This window comes from Galbibacter kalidii (assembly GCF_026241135.1).
Lineage (GTDB): Bacteria > Bacteroidota > Bacteroidia > Flavobacteriales > Flavobacteriaceae > Galbibacter.
The window spans coordinates 301,430-320,123 of the sequence record NZ_JAPFGA010000001.1 but is presented as its reverse complement, the minus strand read 5'-3'; the positions used below and the strand labels follow the sequence as shown (position 1 = coordinate 320,123).

Sequence of the window (18,694 nt, the reverse complement as noted above, 5' to 3'; positions counted from 1 at the left end):
AGATACCTTTGCATACTTCACAATAGTTTGCAAAAAATTCTTTACTTTCAAACTAAATATACTCAAATTTACGTTTTCTTACCAATTTTTAAGGTTTAATTATCATTTTAATTAATTTTACAGCATAATCAATTTTTCATGCGTCATCTTTTTTTTACTGTCTTTGTATTTTCACAAATTATCAATGCACAAAACAATTACCCCACAGATTATTTTCGTTCTCCATTGGACATCCCTTTGGTTTTAGCGGGTACTTTTGGGGAACTGCGTTCTAACCATTTTCACTCCGGGATCGATATCAAAACACAACGACGAGAGGGATTGAATGTATATTCAGTCGCTGATGGATATATTTCCCGGATCAAAATACAGCATTTTGGCTACGGAAAGGTTATTTACGTAACCCACCCTAATGGATACACATCGGTCTACGGGCACTTACAGCGGTTTTCCCTTGCTATTGAAGATTATATAAAAAGGGAACAGTATAAAAAACAATCGTATGAGATTGAGCTTTTCCCTGAGCCCGGTGAAATGTCACTTAAAAAAGGGGAAGTAATCGCTTACAGTGGAAATACCGGAGGGAGCGGCGGCCCACACCTTCATTTTGAAATCCGCAGCGCAGGATCAAAACCTATCAATCCATTACTTTTTGGGTATGACATCCAAGATAGTAAAGCTCCAAGAATTTTAGGGGTTCATGCCTATCCCGTAAACGAGGGATCTATCGTAAGCAACAGTAACGACCGTATTGAATTACGACTTGAAGACCAAGGTAACGGATCGTTTATCGCCAACAAAATTTACGCTTCCGGTAGTCTTGGTTTGGGGGTTGAAACCTACGATCAACTCGACATGGCCTACAATAAAAATGGGCCTTACAAGTTTTCTACCTCTGTAAACGGCACCCCTCACCTTGAATACGATTTTGAAAGCTTCTCTTTTTCAGAAAGCAGGTATATCAACACATTGATCGATTATGCCACCTATGCTGATAAGAGAAAACGGATTCAAAAATGTTATGTAGAGCCTTACAACAAACTCAGTATCTACAACAAGAAAAACGACAACGGACTTATTCATATTGCTGAAGGGATGTCGTACACTATTGTTATGGAAGTATCCGATTATAAAGGAAACATCAGTAGAATTGTAGTCCCGGTAGAAGGTAAAAAACAAGAGCTTCTATATCCTAAGAAAGAAGAGAAAACAGGGCAATATTTGGTTGCTGCCCGAGACAACATCTATAAAGCAGGGAATGCTTCGGTTTATTTTCCCGGCGATACCTTTTATCACGATCTTTTTATAAATATTGAAGGGAAAGGAGACACTATTGTTGTGCACAACGACAAAACGCCGGTTCGGAAAAGATACACGATCAGTATGGACATCAGTCATCACCCCGAAACAGATAAAAACCAATTGTTTATCGCATCTGTTAGCAAAAATGGCCACCTTTCGTATCAACATACATACAGAAAAGAAAACACCCTAAGCACCAGAACCCGGAATTTGGGTACCTTCGCAGTTGTCAAAGATTCCGTACCTCCTACGGTCAAACCTGCAAACTTTAGGAGCGATCAATGGCTTTCGAATTTCAGATATATAAAACTAAAGATCGAAGACGATCTCAGCGGTATCAATTCCTACAGGGCAAAGATCAACGGGGTGTGGGTGTTGATGGAATATGAATACAAAGACAATTCCCTGACTTACGACCTGAGTGATATCGATTTCAACGACACCACCTATAATTTAGAGCTGCTTGTCACTGATAATGTTGGAAATAGTACTATATTTAATGCTGTCTTTCACAAAAAATAAAACCTTGCTCGTTTGAAATCTTATTGTACCGCACTACTTATATGTTTGACTATCAACCTGACTCACAGTCAAACGGCCACTATGCGCGGTGTTGTTCTCGACCAAAACAACAGCCCTATCGAAGGGGTAATCATTCGTTCAGCCGCGGCATCAACCACATCCAATGAGAACGGGTTCTACCAATTGCTCATCAAAGCCAATGAAGAAATTATTGTTGAGTTTTCCCATCTCTCCTATCAAAAAATAAGCCTTTCCGTGGTTTTAAACAATGGAGAGGATCTGGAGTTCAACCCGATAATGCAAACACAAATAGAACAAATTGGAGAGGTTGTCGTGGTTTCCAGTGATAGAAAAACAATAGAAGGCATTCAAAATATCCCTCCTGAGATCATTCGTAGCATTCCCGGAGCCAATGCCGGAGTTGAAAACATTTTGAAATCGCTTCCGGGGGTCAACTCCAATAACGAACTCAGTACCCAATATTCCGTGCGGGGTGGCAATTATGACGAAAACCTCGTTTATGTTAACGAAATTGAGGTCTACAGGCCTTTCCTCATCAGGTCTGGGCAACAGGAAGGGATGAGTTTTATTAATTCTGACCTTATTCAGGACATAGACTTTTCGGCAGGTGGCTTTCAAGCCAAATACGGCGACAAACTTTCGTCGGTTCTGGACGTTACCTATAAAACCCCAACAAAATTAGCCGGTGGTGTGAATGTCAGTCTTTTGGGTGGAAGTGCTTATCTGGAAACCAGTTCAAAGGACAATCGGTTTACGTCCTTAAGCGGAGTTCGTTACCGAAACAACAGCCTTTTCGTTAACAGCAAGCAAACCGAAAGTAACTATCAGCCCGTCTTTACGGATGCTCAAACCTATTTACGCTATAAATTCTCTGGTAAATTCCAACTCGATTTTTTGGGAAATATTGCTTTGAATGAATACAATTATGAGCCCATAAGTCGTCAAACCAACTTTGGAACCTTCGACAACCCTATGACCTTGCGCATTGATTATGAAGGCGAAGAGGAAGACAGTTACAAAACAGCATTTGGGGCTTTTAAAGGTAGTTATACTGCAAATCAGTATACAAGCTTAAAATTCATCGGATCACTTTACCACACCACAGAAAAAGAGTATTATGACCTGCATGGCAGATACCGCTTGGGAACCATGGATACTGAAAACGGCGGCGTGGTAACCAACTATGAAAATATTGGGTCACAAATCCAACACGCTCGAAACGATCTAAAAGCCCTTATTTTCAACTTACAACACAAAGGCATCCATAAAAAGGATGGAAATTCCCTGGAATGGGGTGTAAAATATACGCATGAGCATTTTAACGACCGTCTGGAAGAATATGAAATGATCGACTCCACCGGTTTTGCTTCAGATAGCGTCAATGCCGATTATGGAACAGGAAATCTTGCTCCGTTCAGAAATATAAATGCTGAAAACAAGGTAAATATCAACCGTTTATCTGCTTATACACAATGGAGCCGACTCGGCTATTGGGGAAACAACAAAATATGGATCAACGCCGGACTCCGGGCACAGCTTTGGCAGGTTTCCGGGGAAAATATCGAATCGAACACTCAAGTCATCATAAGTCCGAGGGCACAATTTTCCATCAAACCAAACTGGGAAAAAGACATGCTTTTCCGCATCGCGGGCGGTATTTACAGTCAGCCTCCCTTCTACCGGGAACTAAGAGACAGCACAGGCCTTGTTAATCCAGAAGTAAAAGCCCAAAAGTCGTATCACGTGGTTTTGGGGCATGATTACAGTTTTAAACTTTGGGAACGTCCGTTTAAATTGACTACAGAACTCTATCACAAATATCTCGATGATGTAAATCCGTATACCCTTGAAAACGTTCGCATCCGCTATCAAGCAGAAAACAATGCAACAGCTTATGTCTACGGAATCGACCTGCGACTGAACGGAGAGTTTGTCCCCGGTACCGAGTCATGGGTAAGCTTCGGATACTTAAAAACCGAAGAAAACATCGAAGACAAAGGCTACATTGCCCGTCCAACTGACCAACGGTTGAAATTTGCCATTTTATTTCAAGATTATGTGCCCAATATCCCTAACCTAAAACTTTACTTAAATGGAGTTTACAATACCGGAGTTCCGGGAGGATCACCAAATTATGCTGATCCGTATGATTTTCAATTCCGATTACCCGACTACAAACGCATGGATGTGGGGATATCTTATGTATTGATAAAACCTGAAAATCAGCTAAAAAAGAAAGCGCTTAGTAATAAATTCAAAGAAATCCATGTAGGCTTCGAGATTTTCAATATTTTTGACATCCAAAACTCAATAACCAATACATGGGTAAGAGATAATTACACCCAAAACCAATACGCAATACCAAACTACATGACCGGAAGGATTTTTAATATTAAAGCAGGATTGAGGTTTTAGAAAAATGAACAAATATCATTTCTTATTGATCGTATTATTTGCAACCACTCTTGGTTTCAGTCAAAAAACAATATACCAAAGCGACTCTTTTGAAACATTGAGCAAAGATCACAAAGCGGTAGCCATACTGCCTTTTGAGGCCAGATTGGAATTGGAAAACAAAAAGTTGGACGAAAAGCAACTGGAACAACTTCAACAAAAAGAAGGCTATGAAGCTCAAAATGCTTTGGAAACCTATTTTTTGAAAAGACATAAACGAAAAGAATACCGCATCGAATTTCAAGATATAAAAAACACCAATGCCCTATTGGCCAAAGAAGGTATTGATCTTTCTAACCTTGATATTTATACCACAAAAGATCTTTGTAAAATATTGAAGGTCGATGCGTTGATTTCGGGAAACCTCACGCTCAATGCTTTAATTTCTGAAGGTGTTTCAACCAATTTTGATTTTTTATCGTTTATCTCCGGCACTTCCGATTACGGAAGGATTGCTATTAAATTAAGTGATGGCGATACCGAAAAGCTACTTTGGAAATACGAAAAAGTAATCACCCGAAAGTCGGGGAAAAACACCTATGACATCATTGAAGCCATGATGCGCAAATCTACACGAAAGTTCCCGTATGATAAATAGAAACACAGTTTAAAGTTTTTAAAGGACAGGAAATCACACTTCCCCATAACACTCCACTGAAAAGTCCGGACAATTTATTATCTTGTTGATGGTTGACGTTTATTTCAGTCACCCTGCTAAGACAATTAACCTTTAACATAACCTATTCAAAATGAAACTACTGTCTATACTAACTGTTTGTATGCTTACTATTTCCATACAAGCTCAAAATACTTATCTCCACTGTGGAAACATTATTGACACTCAATCAGGAAAAGTCCTTTCAGAAAAAACAATTGTCATTTCCGGAAACAAAATCAACGCTATTGAAAACGGTTATGTACAACCTACCAATTCCTCTGATAAAGTAATCGACCTAAAAGACAAAACCGTGCTTCCGGGGCTTATCGATATGCACGTACATTTGGAAGGGGAAACCGGACCTAAAAAATACTTATCCCGTTATGTAGATAATGAAGCTGATATAGCTTTTGCTTCTACTGTATATGCTAAAAACACCCTTATGGCCGGTTTTACCACCGTTCGCGACTTGGGTGGAAGCGGTGTCAATGTTTCGTTGCGCAACGCTATCAATGCCGGAAAAGTTGAAGGGCCTCGCATCCTTACCGCAGGGAAATCCATTGCGACAACCGGTGGTCATGCGGATCCCACAAACGGTAATCGCCGTGTAGACTTAGGAGATCCGGGACCTAAAGAAGGTGTTATCAATTCTCCTGAAGAAGCCCGAAAGGCAGTTCGCCAACGTTATAAAGAAGGTTCTGATGTAATAAAGATCACAGCTACCGGAGGGGTCCTTAGCGTAGCTAAAAGCGGGCAAAACCCGCAATTTTTTTTAGAAGAAATAAAAGCCATTACCAAAACTGCTAAAGATTACGGTATGATGGTAGCAGCACACGCCCATGGCGACGAGGGTATGCAACGTGCTGTTCTGGGAGGCGTAAAAACCATAGAACACGGTACTTTTATGAGTGAAAAGACCATGGAACTGATGAAGGAACACGACACCTATTACGTACCTACTATTTCCGCAGGAAAATTTGTAGCAGATAAAGCAAAGGAAGAAGGTTATTATCCCGATATTGTTGTTCCAAAAGCACTAGAAGTTGGTTCGCAGATCCAAAATACTTTTGCAAAAGCCTACAAAAAAGGAGTTAAAATAGCCTTTGGTACTGATGCCGGCGTATTTCCTCATGGTGAAAACGCTAAAGAATTCGGTTATATGGTCGAAGTTGGCATGCCGGCTATGGAAGCCATACGATCGGCTACGGTCACCAACGCCATGTTACTCAGTATGAATACCGAAATAGGACAACTGGCCCCCGGTTTTTATGCAGATATCATCGCTGTGGACGAAAACCCGGTAGAAAGCGTAAAAACCCTCGAGAATGTTACGTTTGTCATGAAGAACGGGGTGGTTTATAAACAGATTTGATATTGACAAGCTCTTTATATGCTATTAACAACATTATAAAGAAGATTCTAATTGAAGGTTTTTAAAATCAATCTTCGGTTTGTAATTCTTCTCCAGAAATGTACGGCACCAAAAGCTTTTTTTAAACAGAAAAAATGGTTCTTTCACCATAAAATAAGGGATGTAATGATACCATTTCACCCCTCGGGATGTGTAGTATTTTTTGATTTCATCTTCCATCCCTAATTCTTGGGCTGCTACTTTTGCTGCCATACGCTGACATTTGGAACTAATATAAGTCTCCGCAATTCGTTTTTTAAACCCATACATATAGAACTGATCTTTAGCCCTTTTATAATTCTGATAACGGGACAACCCATCCATTAAAACCAAATAAATATGAATAAAGGAAAACAAAAAACTCCATAACCAAAAGACAATGATAATAACCGAAGTTTCTGTCCACGCTTTTTGCAATTCAGCCCAATACCATAACGACTCCAACACAAATAATGCCAGTGATAGGTACAATAACTTCCCTACCCTCAAATAAGAGATAACAGGATTGGGCTGTGGCGGAAGTATTTTTGAACTCAAGACCAAATAGATTTTTATAACTGATAATGAACTTGTTTAAACGGGTTTGATAAGAAAGATCTGGAGTAATATCAAAGATACCAAAATATTTATCGTACGCTATAAACATTATTTTTAGGCATAAAATGATTTTATAGCCAAATTTTTGACGCAAACACCTCATTTTTTATATATTTAGCACCTTTCTATAGATACTTTGTAAAATTCAGTTTTTTATCGATATATTGTTTTCCAAACCATCAAAATCCATGCGTGCTAAATTTACTGCTGTTCCATACATTCTGTTTCTACTCTGCTTCACCATACAGGGACAAGGTCTAATGCCCGACCCCGAACTATCACTTATCGAAGTCAAAGAGAATCGTTTGGAAAAATTTTTGAGTCGCTATGTGCAATTCAATTCTATAAGTGGAAACGAGAAAGAAGCTGGCGAATGGCTTCGAGGGGTTTGTAAGGAAAATGGCTTGCATATCAAACAAATGGGTGACACGGATAGCAATTACAATTTCTCTGCCTCTATTTATCCGCTCTCCAAGGGACTTCCCAATATTGTTTTTTTAAATCATATCGATGTGGTTCCTGCCGGGGATATTTCTAAATGGGAACATCCACCTTTTTCAGGAAAAATAACCAATACGGAGATCTGGGGGCGTGGTACTTTTGACAACAAAGGCACGGCAATGATGCAACTTTTCAGCATTGTTGAAATAATGAAAAAATACAAGGGCAAACAGCTGCCCTACAATGTTACATTTTTAGCTGTTTCTTGTGAAGAAACTGAATGTAATGGTGGTGCCGAATATGTTATCGAGAATCATCTGGATGAATTGAATCCGGAAATTATTATAGGCGAAGGCCCTCCGGCACTTAACGGAATTATAAATACAGATCCCGAACAATCCATTTTCCCTATTTCCATAGCTCATAAAAGAGCTTTGTGGATCGAACTGAAATTGAAGATCAACACTTCGGCTCATGGTTCTGTTACTCCTGAAAAGTATGCCAATAAAGAAATGGTAAAAGCTTTGGATCATTTGCTTGACAAAAAACAAAAAGTCATTTTTAACGATCTTAATGTCAACCTCTTAAAAAGTTTAGGGAAGTTAGAAAAAGGACTTACCGGTTTTGTCCTGAAACACCCCAAGCTTTTCAAAATCTTCATCACACCAAAACTAAGGGAACGCCCGGAACTCTTCGCGTTGTTTTCCAATACCATAACCCTTACCAGTCTTGAAAGTGACAACAATGTGGTAAATGTCATCCCAAGCGAAGTCATTGCCCTACTTGATTGTAGACTGCTTCCCAATACTTCGGAAGAAGCGTTTTTGGAGGATTTTAAAAAACGACTGAAGAATAACAATATCGAGATTTCTATCCTCCACTCCTCACCTAAAATGAAATCTTCAAACGATAAAAGTCCTTTTTATAAACACCTGAAAAAAGCCATTGAAAAAAATTATCCGGAAACGGAGGTTATCACCATTTTCCTTCCCAACTCCAGTGATGTTGGACTGTTCCGTGCTAAAGGGATAAGTTCATACGCATCAGTTCCTTTAAACATCCCGATGGATTACCTGGACAACATCCACAGTGAAAATGAACGTATTCCACGTCATGTATTAGACAAAGGAAAAGACACCTATGCCGATTTTATAGAAGAATGTATCAAAGGAGCTCCTGTTCCATTATTGAATGAAGGTGAAGAGGATGAATCCCTTTCCGCCTTGAACAATAAAAAATAACAAAACATGCCAAAACTACGCCTTTTAAGCTGCCTTATCATTTTTTTACCCCTTATCGCTTTATCACAAACAAACGTAATTCCTCTGTACGATGGAAAGATCCCGCATTGGACACCTTCTGATGAAAAAGAGGAAAGCGTTAAAAGTGATATTTTAAGATATTCCAAGGTACATACCCCTACTCTGGATATTTTTTTACCTCCAAAGAAAAATGCAACAGGCAAAGCAGTTGTTATTTGTCCCGGTGGTGGTTATCGCCATTTGGCCTATGATTGGGAAGGTACAGAAGTTGCTAAACTACTCAACGCTAAAGGAATTGCCGCTTTCGTATTGAAATACAGGATCCCTACATCAAAATCGGTAACTAACAAAGAAATTGTGCCGTTAGAAGATGCACAAAGAGCTATCAGGATCGTAAGAAAAAATGCTGAATCATGGAATATCAAAAGTGATCAAATAGGTGTTATGGGCTTTTCGGCTGGCGGACATTTAGCATCGACATTGGGAACACACTATGATGAAAAAATACCCGAAGTGAACGATTCGCTTACTTCCATAAGTGCCCGACCCGATTTTATGATCCTTATCTATCCCGTGATCACATTTAAAGAAAATTACACACATCAAGGATCGAGGGAAAGGTTGATCGGAAAAAATCCTTCAGAAGAAATGGTTGAGCACTACTCCAACGAACTACAGGTTACAGCAAATACTCCTCCTACTTTTTTGGTGCATTCCACAGACGACAATGCAGTACCGGTGGAGAACAGCCTTATGTTCTATCGGGCTTTAAAAGATAAAGGAGTCCCCGTAGAAATGCACATTTATCCCTACGGTGGTCACGGATTTGGATTGGCAATTGGCCGGGGACACCTGCAAACCTGGCCTGACCGTTTATTGAATTGGATCGATTATCTTAACGAAGAATAATTACAACCCACTGATATAACTCCCATACAGGTCTTTAAATTGATAGCCTTCGGTAAATCGGCGTTTACTCAGCTTTTTGTGTTCTACCAATCCCCAAAGCAGGAATTCTTTCAGAAAATGGCGATCTTCTTTTTTTGTATCAGCTTGATGGGTGTTTATCAAGTTTTCCAGCGGCAAGATTGCATTTAATTCTTTTTCATAATCCTCATTGGAAACATCGTCCATGAGTTGAAAACCACTTCCTTCAAAAAACCATTGTATGAGTTCGTCGTACGGACTTTTAACATTAGGTCTTTCCAGCTTCTCAATCTTAGGGAAATATTCAGGAAACAAGGTTTTTATCGCATCTCCAATCAGTTTTTCGGCTACAAAAGCGGCACCTTCTTGTTCTCCTTCATATACCAATTCCACCTTTCCGGTGATCGATGGAATCACCCCCATAAAGTCACTTAAGCGAATGGAAGTCGATGATTCTCCATTTTTAAGCATCCTACGTTCCGCGGTACTCATCAGGTTTTCATAAGCGGTGATACTCATACGCGCACTAATCCCGCTTTTGTTGTCTATATACTCGCTCTTTCGGGCTTCAAAACTTATCTGCTCCAGCAATTCAAACACCATATCAGGTACATGGACTTTTGCTTGTTGTTCTTCGTCCAGCTTTGCTTCTTGTTGCGTAATCTTCTTCGCTATCGCTATGGTTTCCGGATAATGGGTCAGGATTTGCGAACCGATCCTGTCTTTTAATGGCGTTACAATACTACCCCGGTTGGTATAATCTTCCGGGTTTGCCGTAAAAACAAATTGCATATCCAAAGGAAGGCGCAACTTAAATCCTCTTATTTGAATGTCACCCTCCTGTAGAATATTGAACAGTGCCACCTGAATACGGGCTTGCAGGTCGGGTAATTCGTTGATGACAAAAATGCTGCGGTTCGCCCGCGGGATCATTCCGTAATGAATCACACGATCGTCTGCATATGACAGTTTTAAATTGGCTGCTTTTATCGGATCTACATCCCCCACAAGATCGGCCACAGTAACATCGGGAGTGGCGAGTTTTTCATAAAATCGCTCGTCTCTATGCACCCAAGCAATCGGCGTATCATCACCCTGCTCTCCAATTAATTCTACAGCATATCGCGACAAGGGGTTTAAGGGATCGTCATTGATCTCTGAACCTTTTACCACAGGCATCCATTCGTCAAGAAGATTCACCATCAATCTTGCCAATCGTGTTTTTGCTTGTCCGCGTAATCCCAAAAGATTGATATTATGACGTGATAAAATCGCTCTTTCCAACTCCGGAATTACGCTATTCTCATAACCGTGAATACCTTCAAAAGTAGGTTCCTTTCTTTTTATTTTCATAATAAGATTATCCCTTAATTCTTCCTTGATACTTTTTGACTGATATCCTGCGGCCTTCAATCCGCCTAAAGTGGTTATTTTTTCTATTTGCATAGTGTAATATTGTTCAATTTTTTAACGTAAGTTAAATCTAAATAATTTATTATTTGACATATTGCTGCCCTCTGATTAATAGTAATTTTATTTTTGCTGACAGATTCTATTATGATATGTTTATTTTTTTATTCACCTCTTTTTTTATTGTTTTTATAGGTGTTCATGATTGCTGTGCAATTCATTGATAAAAAAACGAACCAAAAAAATCTAGACTGATGATAAATCCCTAAGAAAATACTACGGCACCCACAGCCACGGATGAAAAAAAACTCGCAAGCTCAAACAATTTTTCATCCCAATCCATGCTGCTGCCTTGATTTTCAAGACATTTATCATAGGTCGGGGGCTTTTTATTTAAAATAATATTATTAATTAACGTATTCTCTTTTTCCTATTAGCTTCATAATCCTCAAAGATCATTTCTCCCAGACCTTGTAAGCCTGTAAAGAAGGCCTTCCCTCTGTTTGCCTCGGTAAAATGTCTTACAAACTGTATCAAATACGGATCTTGAGCAATCATGAATGTGGTAATGGGAATGTGTAATTTCCTTGCCTGTCGAGCCATGTTGTAGCATTTATCGACGATATAGGTGTCCAATCCCACACTATTCATATAATAATCACCATTGGCTTGCCTGATACAGCTTGGTTTCCCGTCGGTAATCATAAATATCTGCTTGTTGGTGTTCCGCTTACGCCGAAGCATATCCATCGCCAATTGCAAACCGGCTACCGTATTGGTGTGATAAGGCCCTACTTTCAGATAAGGTAAATCTTTTATGGAAATCGGCCAGGCATCGTTACCAAAGACCAAGATATCCAAGGTGTCCTTCGGATAACGGGTGGTAATGAGTTCAGCTAAAGCCATAGCCACTTTTTTTGCCGGAGTAATACGGTCTTCCCCATAAAGGATCATACTGTGACTGATATCGATCATCAAGACCGTACTCATTTGTGCTTTGTGATGCGTTTCTTCAACGACCAAGTCGTCTTCATTCAGCCCAAAAGAATCCAAACCATGATTGATTTGTGCGTTGCGCATACTCTCGGTCATGGAAATACGCTCTAGCGGATCGCCAAAACGATATTCCCTGAAATCGCCCGTATGTTCGTCGCCCCGTCCGATGTGTTTGCTGCGGTGATTTCCGGACGTACTTTTGCGCAATTTCCCAAAGATTTGATCCAAGGCATGCTTTCTGATAAGCTGTTCTGTTTTTGCCGTAATGGAATATTTCCCTTTGCCATCACCCTCGCCACCCCCATCGGGGTCTATTTCTTCCTGGATAAAGCCTTTTCGTTTCAGGTCTTCTATAAAATCATCTATGGTATAATCATCGGTAAGGCTGTATTCTTTGTCCAGTTCGCGCAACCAATCGATCGCCTCGTCAAAATCTCCTGAAGTATGGGTGATGAGTTCCTTAAATATCTCAAAGAGTTTTTCAAAGGGAGTCTGGTCGGGTGCCTCGTATTTGGTAAAGACAAAACCTTTTCTTCTTGTTCTCTTCATAGCACTATAAAAGTAGCATTTTTTATAGAAGAATGCGAATTATTAACACTTCAGATACCGATACTGCCAGTTTTTAACTGGTGGAACAACTACTGCTTATCATTCTACACTCATTACATAGTCCAGACATATTTTTAGCAGTTGAGCCCTTCAAGGGTTCGGAACCCTTGAAGGGCTGTGTTGGTTTTCAATTGCTACCAGTTAAAATTCTGTTGCTACCGGTTAAAGTTGTATTGCTACTGGATCAAAATGCATTGCTACCCGTTCGAGTTGGGCTGCTACCGGATCAAAATGCGTTGCTACTCGTTAAAGTTCCATTCCTACCAGCTCTTTTTCTGTTCCTACCTGTTAGTTCTCCGTTCCTACTCGATTGAAATGCGCTCCTACTTGTTGGTTTTCAATTCCTACCCGATCAAATTGGGTTCCTACCAAGTGGTTTTGTATTCCTATGGTAGGTAAATGTGTGAAGTTGGGAATATCAAACCCTTCGTCTTCAATTCTACTATCACAAAACTGAATTCATTTGCCCTCACCCCGCTCCGCAAAGTCTCCCGACTTTGAGGAACTTTTTTGTTTATGTGCCTTCCAGTACTTTCACGCAGATAAATGCGCAAAGCCGAGAGACATTCGCGCAGCATTACCTTCAATAAGTAATCTGGATTTACCCCTTAATCTTATTAAAAGCTACCGTTCCATATTTATCCATCAGATAGATTAAAGATGTCATTGTGGCTGCTCCGAGTTCCAGTTCTCTTTTGTTAACGTGTTCAAAGGTATCGTTTGCTGCATGGTGATGATCAAAATAGCGTTGTGAATCGGGACGAAGTCCGGCCAATACGGTTCCATTTCCTTTTAGTGGACCTACATCGGCGCCACTGCCTCCTTGTTCAAAATAGTGAATCAGATAGGGTTTAAAAAGTGGTTTCCATGAAAGAATTTGTTCAAAATCCACATCGGAACAATCAAAAGAGAAACCTCTGGGAGTAAATCCGCCGGCATCACTTTCCAAGGCAAACACATGGTTTTCTCCTTTTTCTTTGGCTACTTCAGCATATTTTGTCGCCCCACGTAAACCATTCTCTTCGTTCATAAACAAAACCACTCGGATGGTTCGTTTAGGGGTATATCCTGTCTCTTTCAACAGACGTAACACCTCCATGCTTTGCACACAACCGGCACCGTCGTCGTGTGAACCATCACCTAAGTCCCACGAATCCAAATGTCCACCCACGGTAATGATCTCATCGGGATATGTACTTCCTTTTATTTCACCTATCACGTTATACGATTGTACATCAGGAAATACTTTACAAGTTTGTCGGAAGAAAAACTTGATGTCTTTATTGAGCGCCAACATAGTACTTAAAGATTCTGCCCCATTAGTACTTATAGCTGCTGCCGGAATCCGTTTTGAAACGGGCAAATCACCATAACTCATGCTCCCGGTATGGGGCAGATCGTCCAACCGAAGGTTCATCGACCTTACGATTACCCCTACAGCACCATATTTAGCCGCTTCGGCCGCACCGGAATACCGTTGATCAACACAACCACCATAGGCTTCAAAGGTCTGGATCAAATCCGCTTGCATGGGACGGTTATAAAAAACAATCTTTCCTTTTATTTTTTCCTCTCCCAAAGCTTCCAATTCATCTAGTCCTTGTACTTCAATTACGTGAGCTTTCAATCCTCCAGCAGGTGTGGCTACCGAACCACCCAAGGCACAAATGTTTACCCCGTTAGTCTCTCCCGGTCCATATTCAATGTAGGCAAATTCCTTGATTCCCCTCGTCCATTTAGGAACCATCACCGGTTGGAGCCAAACACGATCCAAGCCCAGTGTTTCCAATTGCTCTTTTGTATATTCAACCGCCAATTCAGCATTAAAAGATCCCGAAAGTCGTCCCCCTATCTGATTGGACAAATAATCCAACCATTCGTAGCTTTTTCCATTGGTCAGTGAGGTTTTGTAAATTTTTTGAAGTTGGGCTTCATCATTTGTCTGGGCTATTCCTACAAAAGAAATCAAGGTTACAGCTATCAATAAACATGTTTTTTTGATCATTGTAATTAAGTTTATCCTTTATTCAATATCGCTTTGTATTCTTCAATATTTGCTTTTATGGCATCGGGTAATTCCGGAAGTTTGATGTCTTTATATTCTTTCAATTCATCGTACAAAATATCGGCCACAATAACCCGTGCTGCTTTTTTATTATCTGCCGGAATGATATACCAAGGCGCATATGGTTGTGATGTGACATTGATGGCTTCTTGATAACAATTCCTGTATTGATCCCAAAGTTCCCGTTCTTTTAGGTCTCCGGGGGAAAACTTCCAGTTTTTGTCTTCTCGTTCCAACCTTCTCAACAATCTGTTTTTCTGTTCTTCCTTCGACAAATGAAGAAAAAATTTAAATATAATTGTTCCGTTTTCTGCTAAATGTTTCTCAAAATCCTTGATCTGCTCAAAGCGTTTATGCCAAAAGGCTTCGGTAATGTCATCTACACTTTCGATTCCTGGAATATGCTCCCCCAAGATATATTCTGGGTGAACCTTGGTCACCAATACATTCTCATAATGTGTTCGGTTGAAAACCCCAAATTTCCCCTTCTCAGGTAAAGCGATGTAATGCCTCCATAAATAATCGTGTTTCTTTTCCTTATCTGTAGGCGTTTTAAAACTGTGTACCACCACTCCTCTGGAATTAAAATCCTTAAACACTTCCCTTATCAAACTGTCTTTTCCCGCAGTATCGATCCCCTGTAAGCATATAAGTACACTGTATTTGGCATGTGCATAAATCACATCCTGGAATTTCCCCAGCTTTTTGCGGATGTCTTTAAGCCGTTCTTTAAGTTCGTCGTTCGTTGCCTCCAAATTGTTAAGCGTTGGCACTTCATTCAGTCGAACTTCCTTGTCTACTCTATAATCTGAGGTTTTTATTGCTTCCATAGTTAAAATCATTGGGCGATTACGCCACAAACATGAATAAGTTTACCACAAAGTTTTTGAAAATCCAATATAAATTGTAATATTGCTTTGCCCAAATTAATGAATTTAAACCTGTATGTTATGAAAAAACTTACACTACTTTTTCTATTCCTGTCGTTTTCTTATAACCTAACAGCTAATTGTGACTCAGCGTATTCGCAGTTAAGCTACGCACTGGCACATACCAAAAAATCGTTGGACGCTGATAATTTTGACCATCAAAAGTATTATGCCGACAGGGCTGTTGCTGCTTTGGAAAAAACAAAAGGATTGGTAGAAAGTTGCGGATGCAATGAAGCGGTTAACCCTATTATCGACGGTCTCGATAACCTGAATCAGGCCACAGATCCGGCAGATTGGGAAGCGGGGCGTTTTTACATGAAAAAGGCTCACGAAGACCTGCAAAAGGTCATGACCAAGTTGGATATGTGTAGTACTTCTGGTAGTACGGCGAGTATAGACTACAGCTCTGTTGCTTCAAGTCCTTCTTCGGTAACTGATGAAGCCCCTTCAACTGAAGTAGAACAAAACTTGATGAGCGAACAGCAAAAACTGGAAGCTGAAAAACAGCGTCTGTTGGAACAACAACGCTTGTTGGAAGAAAAAATAGCCAAACAACAACAATTGGCAGAACAAGCCCGTATCAATCGTCAACATGAACTGGATCAACAATTGAGGGTAAAGCATGCAGCGGAGCAATCACTCTTTGACATGGAAAAAAGCCTGAAAGAATTGGCCAGTACCCTTGATTGTAATGAAGCTTCGGAAATTTTGAATGGAGGCTATTCCAGAGGGGATGAAGTTTTAAACGACGAATCGCTGAAAAACACTCGTGACTACTACCTAAAACTTACTGTAAGCACACAACAGAAAGTGTTGAACGCTTTGAATAAATGTATGCAGAAATAAAGGTTGTTTGCCGCTGATTCACGAATATAATTATTAAAAATAACCTTTTAAAGTATTTCCATATATTCAATTTGTCAGTTCGAGCGCAGTCGAGAACTAAATAACTATTGAAAATTAATAGGTTTCGACTGCGCTCAACCTGACAATATCAAGCTTTAATTACTTTTCAGACACCTTATGTTACTTACTTGCAAAAAGCTTTACATCTTTTTCGCTTACTTCTTTTCCGCTGAGGATGATAAGACGTTCCACTACATTGCGCAATTCTCTGACATTTCCCGTCCAATCGTATTCTTGAAGTAGTTTTACGGCTTTTGTCGTGAATTTCTTTTGTGCATTTCCTTGTTCGCTGGCAATTTTCTTCGCAAAATGTTCTATGAGCAACGGAATGTCATCTCTTCTATCGTTCAAGGGTGGAACATCGATCAGGATTACAGCTAAACGGTGATATAAATCTTCCCTGAATTTTCCGTCTTCGATTTCTTTTTTCAGGTCTTTATTAGTTGCCGCCACCACGCGTACATCCACTTTTATGTCTTTATCGCTTCCTACCCGGGAGATTTTATTTTCCTGAAGTGCTCTTAAAACTTTGGCCTGTGCCGAAAGGCTCATGTCTCCTATTTCATCAAGGAAGATGGTTCCGCCATTGGCAGCTTCAAATTTCCCGGCTCGGTCTTTTACCGCCGAGGTAAATGCTCCTTTTACATGTCCGAAGAGTTCACTTTCTATCAATTCCGACGGAATAGCAGCACAGTTCACTTCTACCATCGGTCCTTTGGAGCGCTCGCTTTTCTGATGCAACCAATGTGCCACCAATTCTTTTCCCGTTCCGTTGGGTCCGGTGATCATGACCCGGGCATTAGTATCAGCCACTTTTTCGATCATTTCCTTTATGAGCGTAATGCTCTTGCTCTCCCCAACCATTTCGTAGTTCTTGCTCACCTTCTTTTTCAAGCGTTTGTTCTCTACGACAAGTTCTTTTTTATCGAGTGCATTTCTTACGGTATTCAAAAGCCGGTTCAGATCGGGGGGTTTTGAAATATAATCATAGGCACCCATCCGCATGGTATTCACAGCCGTTTCGAGGTCACCATGGCCGGAAATCATCACAAAAGGCAATTCCGGTTTTATCTTTCCAGTAGCTTCTAGTACTTCAACGCCATCCATTTTTGGCATTTTTATATCACATAAAACCAAGTCAAAATCCTGTTTCTTTATCTTTTCCACCCCTTCCAAACCGTCTTCGGCTTCTTCCACTTCATATTTGCTGTTCTCTTCGGTCAGGATTTTAACCAACACCCTTCGGATGGCAGCTTCGTCTTCAATAACCAATATTTTTGCCATTATTCTTTTTTAATTACTTATTAAAAATATGTACATCCCTTTGTGGGAAAGGAATAGTGACATTATGTTCCCTAAACAATTGATCGATCTTAAATCGTACATCACTTTTTATACTCGGATCGGTAAAACTATCACTGATATAAAAATTCAAATTAAAAACAAGTGCCGAATCACCAAAATCATTAAATATAACATTAGGTTTTGGTTTTTTCAAGACACCATCTTGTGATTCGAGACTCTTCAACAATATTTTTTTTACCAATGCTGTATCACTTCCATATGCCACTCCAACGGTGATTGTTTCCCTTGTTGTTTTGTGGTTTTGGGTATAATTATAGATGATGTCCGTTAGAAAAAAGTGATTGGGTATAATCACAATCTTGTCGTCCCTAGTAATGGCTCTTGTCGTCCTCAGTTTTATATCAATCACCCGGGCTACTTTCCCGTCTATCTCCACTACATCACCTACGTGTAAAGATTGGTCGACAATGATAAGTACCCCGGAAATAATATCCTGAAACAAATACTGAAGAGCAAAACCCAAACCGACAAAAAGTGCCGCAGAAGCTGTTAAAAGTACGGTCAGGTTAACTCCGGATGAACTCAAGACAATAATAACGACTATGATGTAAACAATATAGTTGACAAATTTGAAGATACTTACAAATTTCCCTTTATCCTCAAGTGGAAGTTTTGAAGTGATCAGTCTTCTTATCAGTTTTAATATATAAAAGGCTATAATACAGCTTATAATAATAAGAAGTATGGTGCTTGCCGTAATGGAAACATCTTTTCCTGAGTACAAGGGGAAATTAAAAAGCTCTTTTATACCATTTACAATACCGCCTGCAATTTCTTTCATTTTAAAATAAACATTTTAACTTAGAAGATACATAA

The 18,694-nt window shown here is 39.8% G+C and carries 14 protein-coding genes; 7 read left to right on the top strand and 7 right to left on the bottom strand.

The window, feature by feature from the left end; all coding sequences use genetic code 11:
- The first annotated feature begins 138 nt into the window (after positions 1 to 138).
- The 4 genes from OOZ15_RS01365 to OOZ15_RS01350 all read left to right on the top strand — a co-directional run bounded on the left by OOZ15_RS01365 (position 139) and on the right by OOZ15_RS01350 (position 6,329).
- The gene (locus OOZ15_RS01365; RefSeq protein WP_265953914.1) at positions 139 to 1,824 is read left to right on the top strand and encodes a M23 family metallopeptidase; all 1,686 of its coding nucleotides are present in this window, start codon (positions 139 to 141) and stop codon (positions 1,822 to 1,824) included.
- An 81-nt stretch (positions 1,825 to 1,905) separates the two neighbouring features.
- The gene (locus OOZ15_RS01360; RefSeq protein ID WP_265954078.1) at positions 1,906 to 4,260 is read left to right on the top strand and encodes a TonB-dependent receptor; all 2,355 of its coding nucleotides are present in this window, start codon (positions 1,906 to 1,908) and stop codon (positions 4,258 to 4,260) included.
- A gap of 4 nt (positions 4,261 to 4,264) precedes the next feature.
- Complete coding sequence (locus OOZ15_RS01355; RefSeq protein ID WP_265953913.1) at positions 4,265 to 4,897, top strand: hypothetical protein; 633 nt, start codon at positions 4,265 to 4,267, stop codon at positions 4,895 to 4,897.
- Between the two features lie 151 nt (positions 4,898 to 5,048).
- The gene (locus tag OOZ15_RS01350; RefSeq protein ID WP_265953912.1) at positions 5,049 to 6,329 is read left to right on the top strand and encodes a metal-dependent hydrolase family protein; all 1,281 of its coding nucleotides are present in this window, start codon (positions 5,049 to 5,051) and stop codon (positions 6,327 to 6,329) included.
- Positions 6,330 to 6,362: 33 nt separating this feature from the next.
- On the opposite strand, the gene OOZ15_RS01345 is transcribed toward OOZ15_RS01350, so the two are convergent.
- On the bottom strand, positions 6,363 to 6,905 hold the full coding sequence (locus OOZ15_RS01345) for a hypothetical protein (RefSeq protein WP_265953911.1): 543 nt from the start codon (positions 6,903 to 6,905) through the stop codon (positions 6,363 to 6,365).
- Between the two features lie 248 nt (positions 6,906 to 7,153).
- Here OOZ15_RS01345 and OOZ15_RS01340 point away from each other — a divergent pair, with 248 nt between their 5' ends.
- Positions 7,154 to 8,647 carry a M20 family metallopeptidase gene (locus OOZ15_RS01340; protein WP_265953910.1) on the top strand — a complete coding sequence of 498 codons (1,494 nt, stop codon included), beginning with the start codon at positions 7,154 to 7,156 and terminating at the stop codon, positions 8,645 to 8,647.
- Between the two features lie 6 nt (positions 8,648 to 8,653).
- A complete protein-coding gene (locus tag OOZ15_RS01335; protein ID WP_265953909.1) occupies positions 8,654 to 9,577 on the top strand; it encodes an alpha/beta hydrolase in 924 nt (307 codons plus the stop codon).
- Here OOZ15_RS01335 and OOZ15_RS01330 read toward each other — a convergent pair whose 3' ends face one another.
- From OOZ15_RS01330 to OOZ15_RS01315, 4 genes are all read right to left on the bottom strand, one after another.
- On the bottom strand, positions 9,578 to 11,041 hold the full coding sequence (locus OOZ15_RS01330; RefSeq protein ID WP_265953908.1) for a magnesium chelatase: 1,464 nt from the start codon (positions 11,039 to 11,041) through the stop codon (positions 9,578 to 9,580). It lies immediately after the preceding gene.
- A 375-nt stretch (positions 11,042 to 11,416) separates the two neighbouring features.
- Positions 11,417 to 12,550: a vWA domain-containing protein gene (locus tag OOZ15_RS01325; protein ID WP_265953907.1), complete on the bottom strand. Its 1,134-nt coding sequence runs from the start codon at positions 12,548 to 12,550 to the stop codon at positions 11,417 to 11,419.
- 661 nt (positions 12,551 to 13,211) lie between these two features.
- Entirely contained in the window at positions 13,212 to 14,615 is a 1,404-nt protein-coding gene (locus OOZ15_RS01320) for a M20/M25/M40 family metallo-hydrolase (protein ID WP_265953906.1), read from the bottom strand.
- 11 nt (positions 14,616 to 14,626) lie between these two features.
- Positions 14,627 to 15,505 (bottom strand): PPK2 family polyphosphate kinase, encoded by an 879-nt coding sequence (locus OOZ15_RS01315; RefSeq protein WP_265953905.1) that lies wholly within the window; start codon positions 15,503 to 15,505, stop codon positions 14,627 to 14,629.
- A gap of 120 nt (positions 15,506 to 15,625) precedes the next feature.
- Between OOZ15_RS01315 and OOZ15_RS01310 the strand changes: the two genes are divergently transcribed.
- Positions 15,626 to 16,453 carry a hypothetical protein gene (locus tag OOZ15_RS01310; RefSeq protein WP_265953904.1) on the top strand — a complete coding sequence of 276 codons (828 nt, stop codon included), beginning with the start codon at positions 15,626 to 15,628 and terminating at the stop codon, positions 16,451 to 16,453.
- A gap of 180 nt (positions 16,454 to 16,633) precedes the next feature.
- Here the strand turns inward: OOZ15_RS01310 and OOZ15_RS01305 are convergent, their stop codons facing one another.
- On the bottom strand, positions 16,634 to 17,797 hold the full coding sequence (locus tag OOZ15_RS01305) for a sigma-54-dependent transcriptional regulator (RefSeq protein WP_265953902.1): 1,164 nt from the start codon (positions 17,795 to 17,797) through the stop codon (positions 16,634 to 16,636).
- Positions 17,798 to 17,810: 13 nt separating this feature from the next.
- On the bottom strand, positions 17,811 to 18,659 hold the full coding sequence (locus OOZ15_RS01300; RefSeq protein ID WP_265953901.1) for a mechanosensitive ion channel family protein: 849 nt from the start codon (positions 18,657 to 18,659) through the stop codon (positions 17,811 to 17,813).
- Positions 18,660 to 18,694: the final 35 nt, after the last annotated feature.

Excerpts from the sequence above, each read along its gene's own strand:
- OOZ15_RS01365 (WP_265953914.1), top strand. The coding sequence starts at position 139 with ATGCGTCATCTTTTTTTTACTGTCTTTGTATTTTCACAAATTATCAAT.
- OOZ15_RS01360 (WP_265954078.1), top strand. The coding sequence starts at position 1,906 with ATGCGCGGTGTTGTTCTCGACCAAAACAACAGCCCTATCGAAGGGGTA.
- OOZ15_RS01355 (WP_265953913.1), top strand. The coding sequence starts at position 4,265 with ATGAACAAATATCATTTCTTATTGATCGTATTATTTGCAACCACTCTT.
- OOZ15_RS01350 (WP_265953912.1), top strand. The coding sequence starts at position 5,049 with ATGAAACTACTGTCTATACTAACTGTTTGTATGCTTACTATTTCCATA.
- OOZ15_RS01340 (WP_265953910.1), top strand. The coding sequence starts at position 7,154 with ATGCGTGCTAAATTTACTGCTGTTCCATACATTCTGTTTCTACTCTGC.
- OOZ15_RS01335 (WP_265953909.1), top strand. The coding sequence starts at position 8,654 with ATGCCAAAACTACGCCTTTTAAGCTGCCTTATCATTTTTTTACCCCTT.
- OOZ15_RS01330 (WP_265953908.1), bottom strand. The coding sequence starts at position 11,041 with ATGCAAATAGAAAAAATAACCACTTTAGGCGGATTGAAGGCCGCAGGA.
- OOZ15_RS01325 (WP_265953907.1), bottom strand. The coding sequence starts at position 12,550 with ATGAAGAGAACAAGAAGAAAAGGTTTTGTCTTTACCAAATACGAGGCA.
- OOZ15_RS01320 (WP_265953906.1), bottom strand. The coding sequence starts at position 14,615 with ATGATCAAAAAAACATGTTTATTGATAGCTGTAACCTTGATTTCTTTT.
- OOZ15_RS01315 (WP_265953905.1), bottom strand. The coding sequence starts at position 15,505 with ATGGAAGCAATAAAAACCTCAGATTATAGAGTAGACAAGGAAGTTCGA.
- OOZ15_RS01310 (WP_265953904.1), top strand. The coding sequence starts at position 15,626 with ATGAAAAAACTTACACTACTTTTTCTATTCCTGTCGTTTTCTTATAAC.
- OOZ15_RS01305 (WP_265953902.1), bottom strand. The coding sequence starts at position 17,797 with ATGGCAAAAATATTGGTTATTGAAGACGAAGCTGCCATCCGAAGGGTG.
- OOZ15_RS01300 (WP_265953901.1), bottom strand. The coding sequence starts at position 18,659 with ATGAAAGAAATTGCAGGCGGTATTGTAAATGGTATAAAAGAGCTTTTT.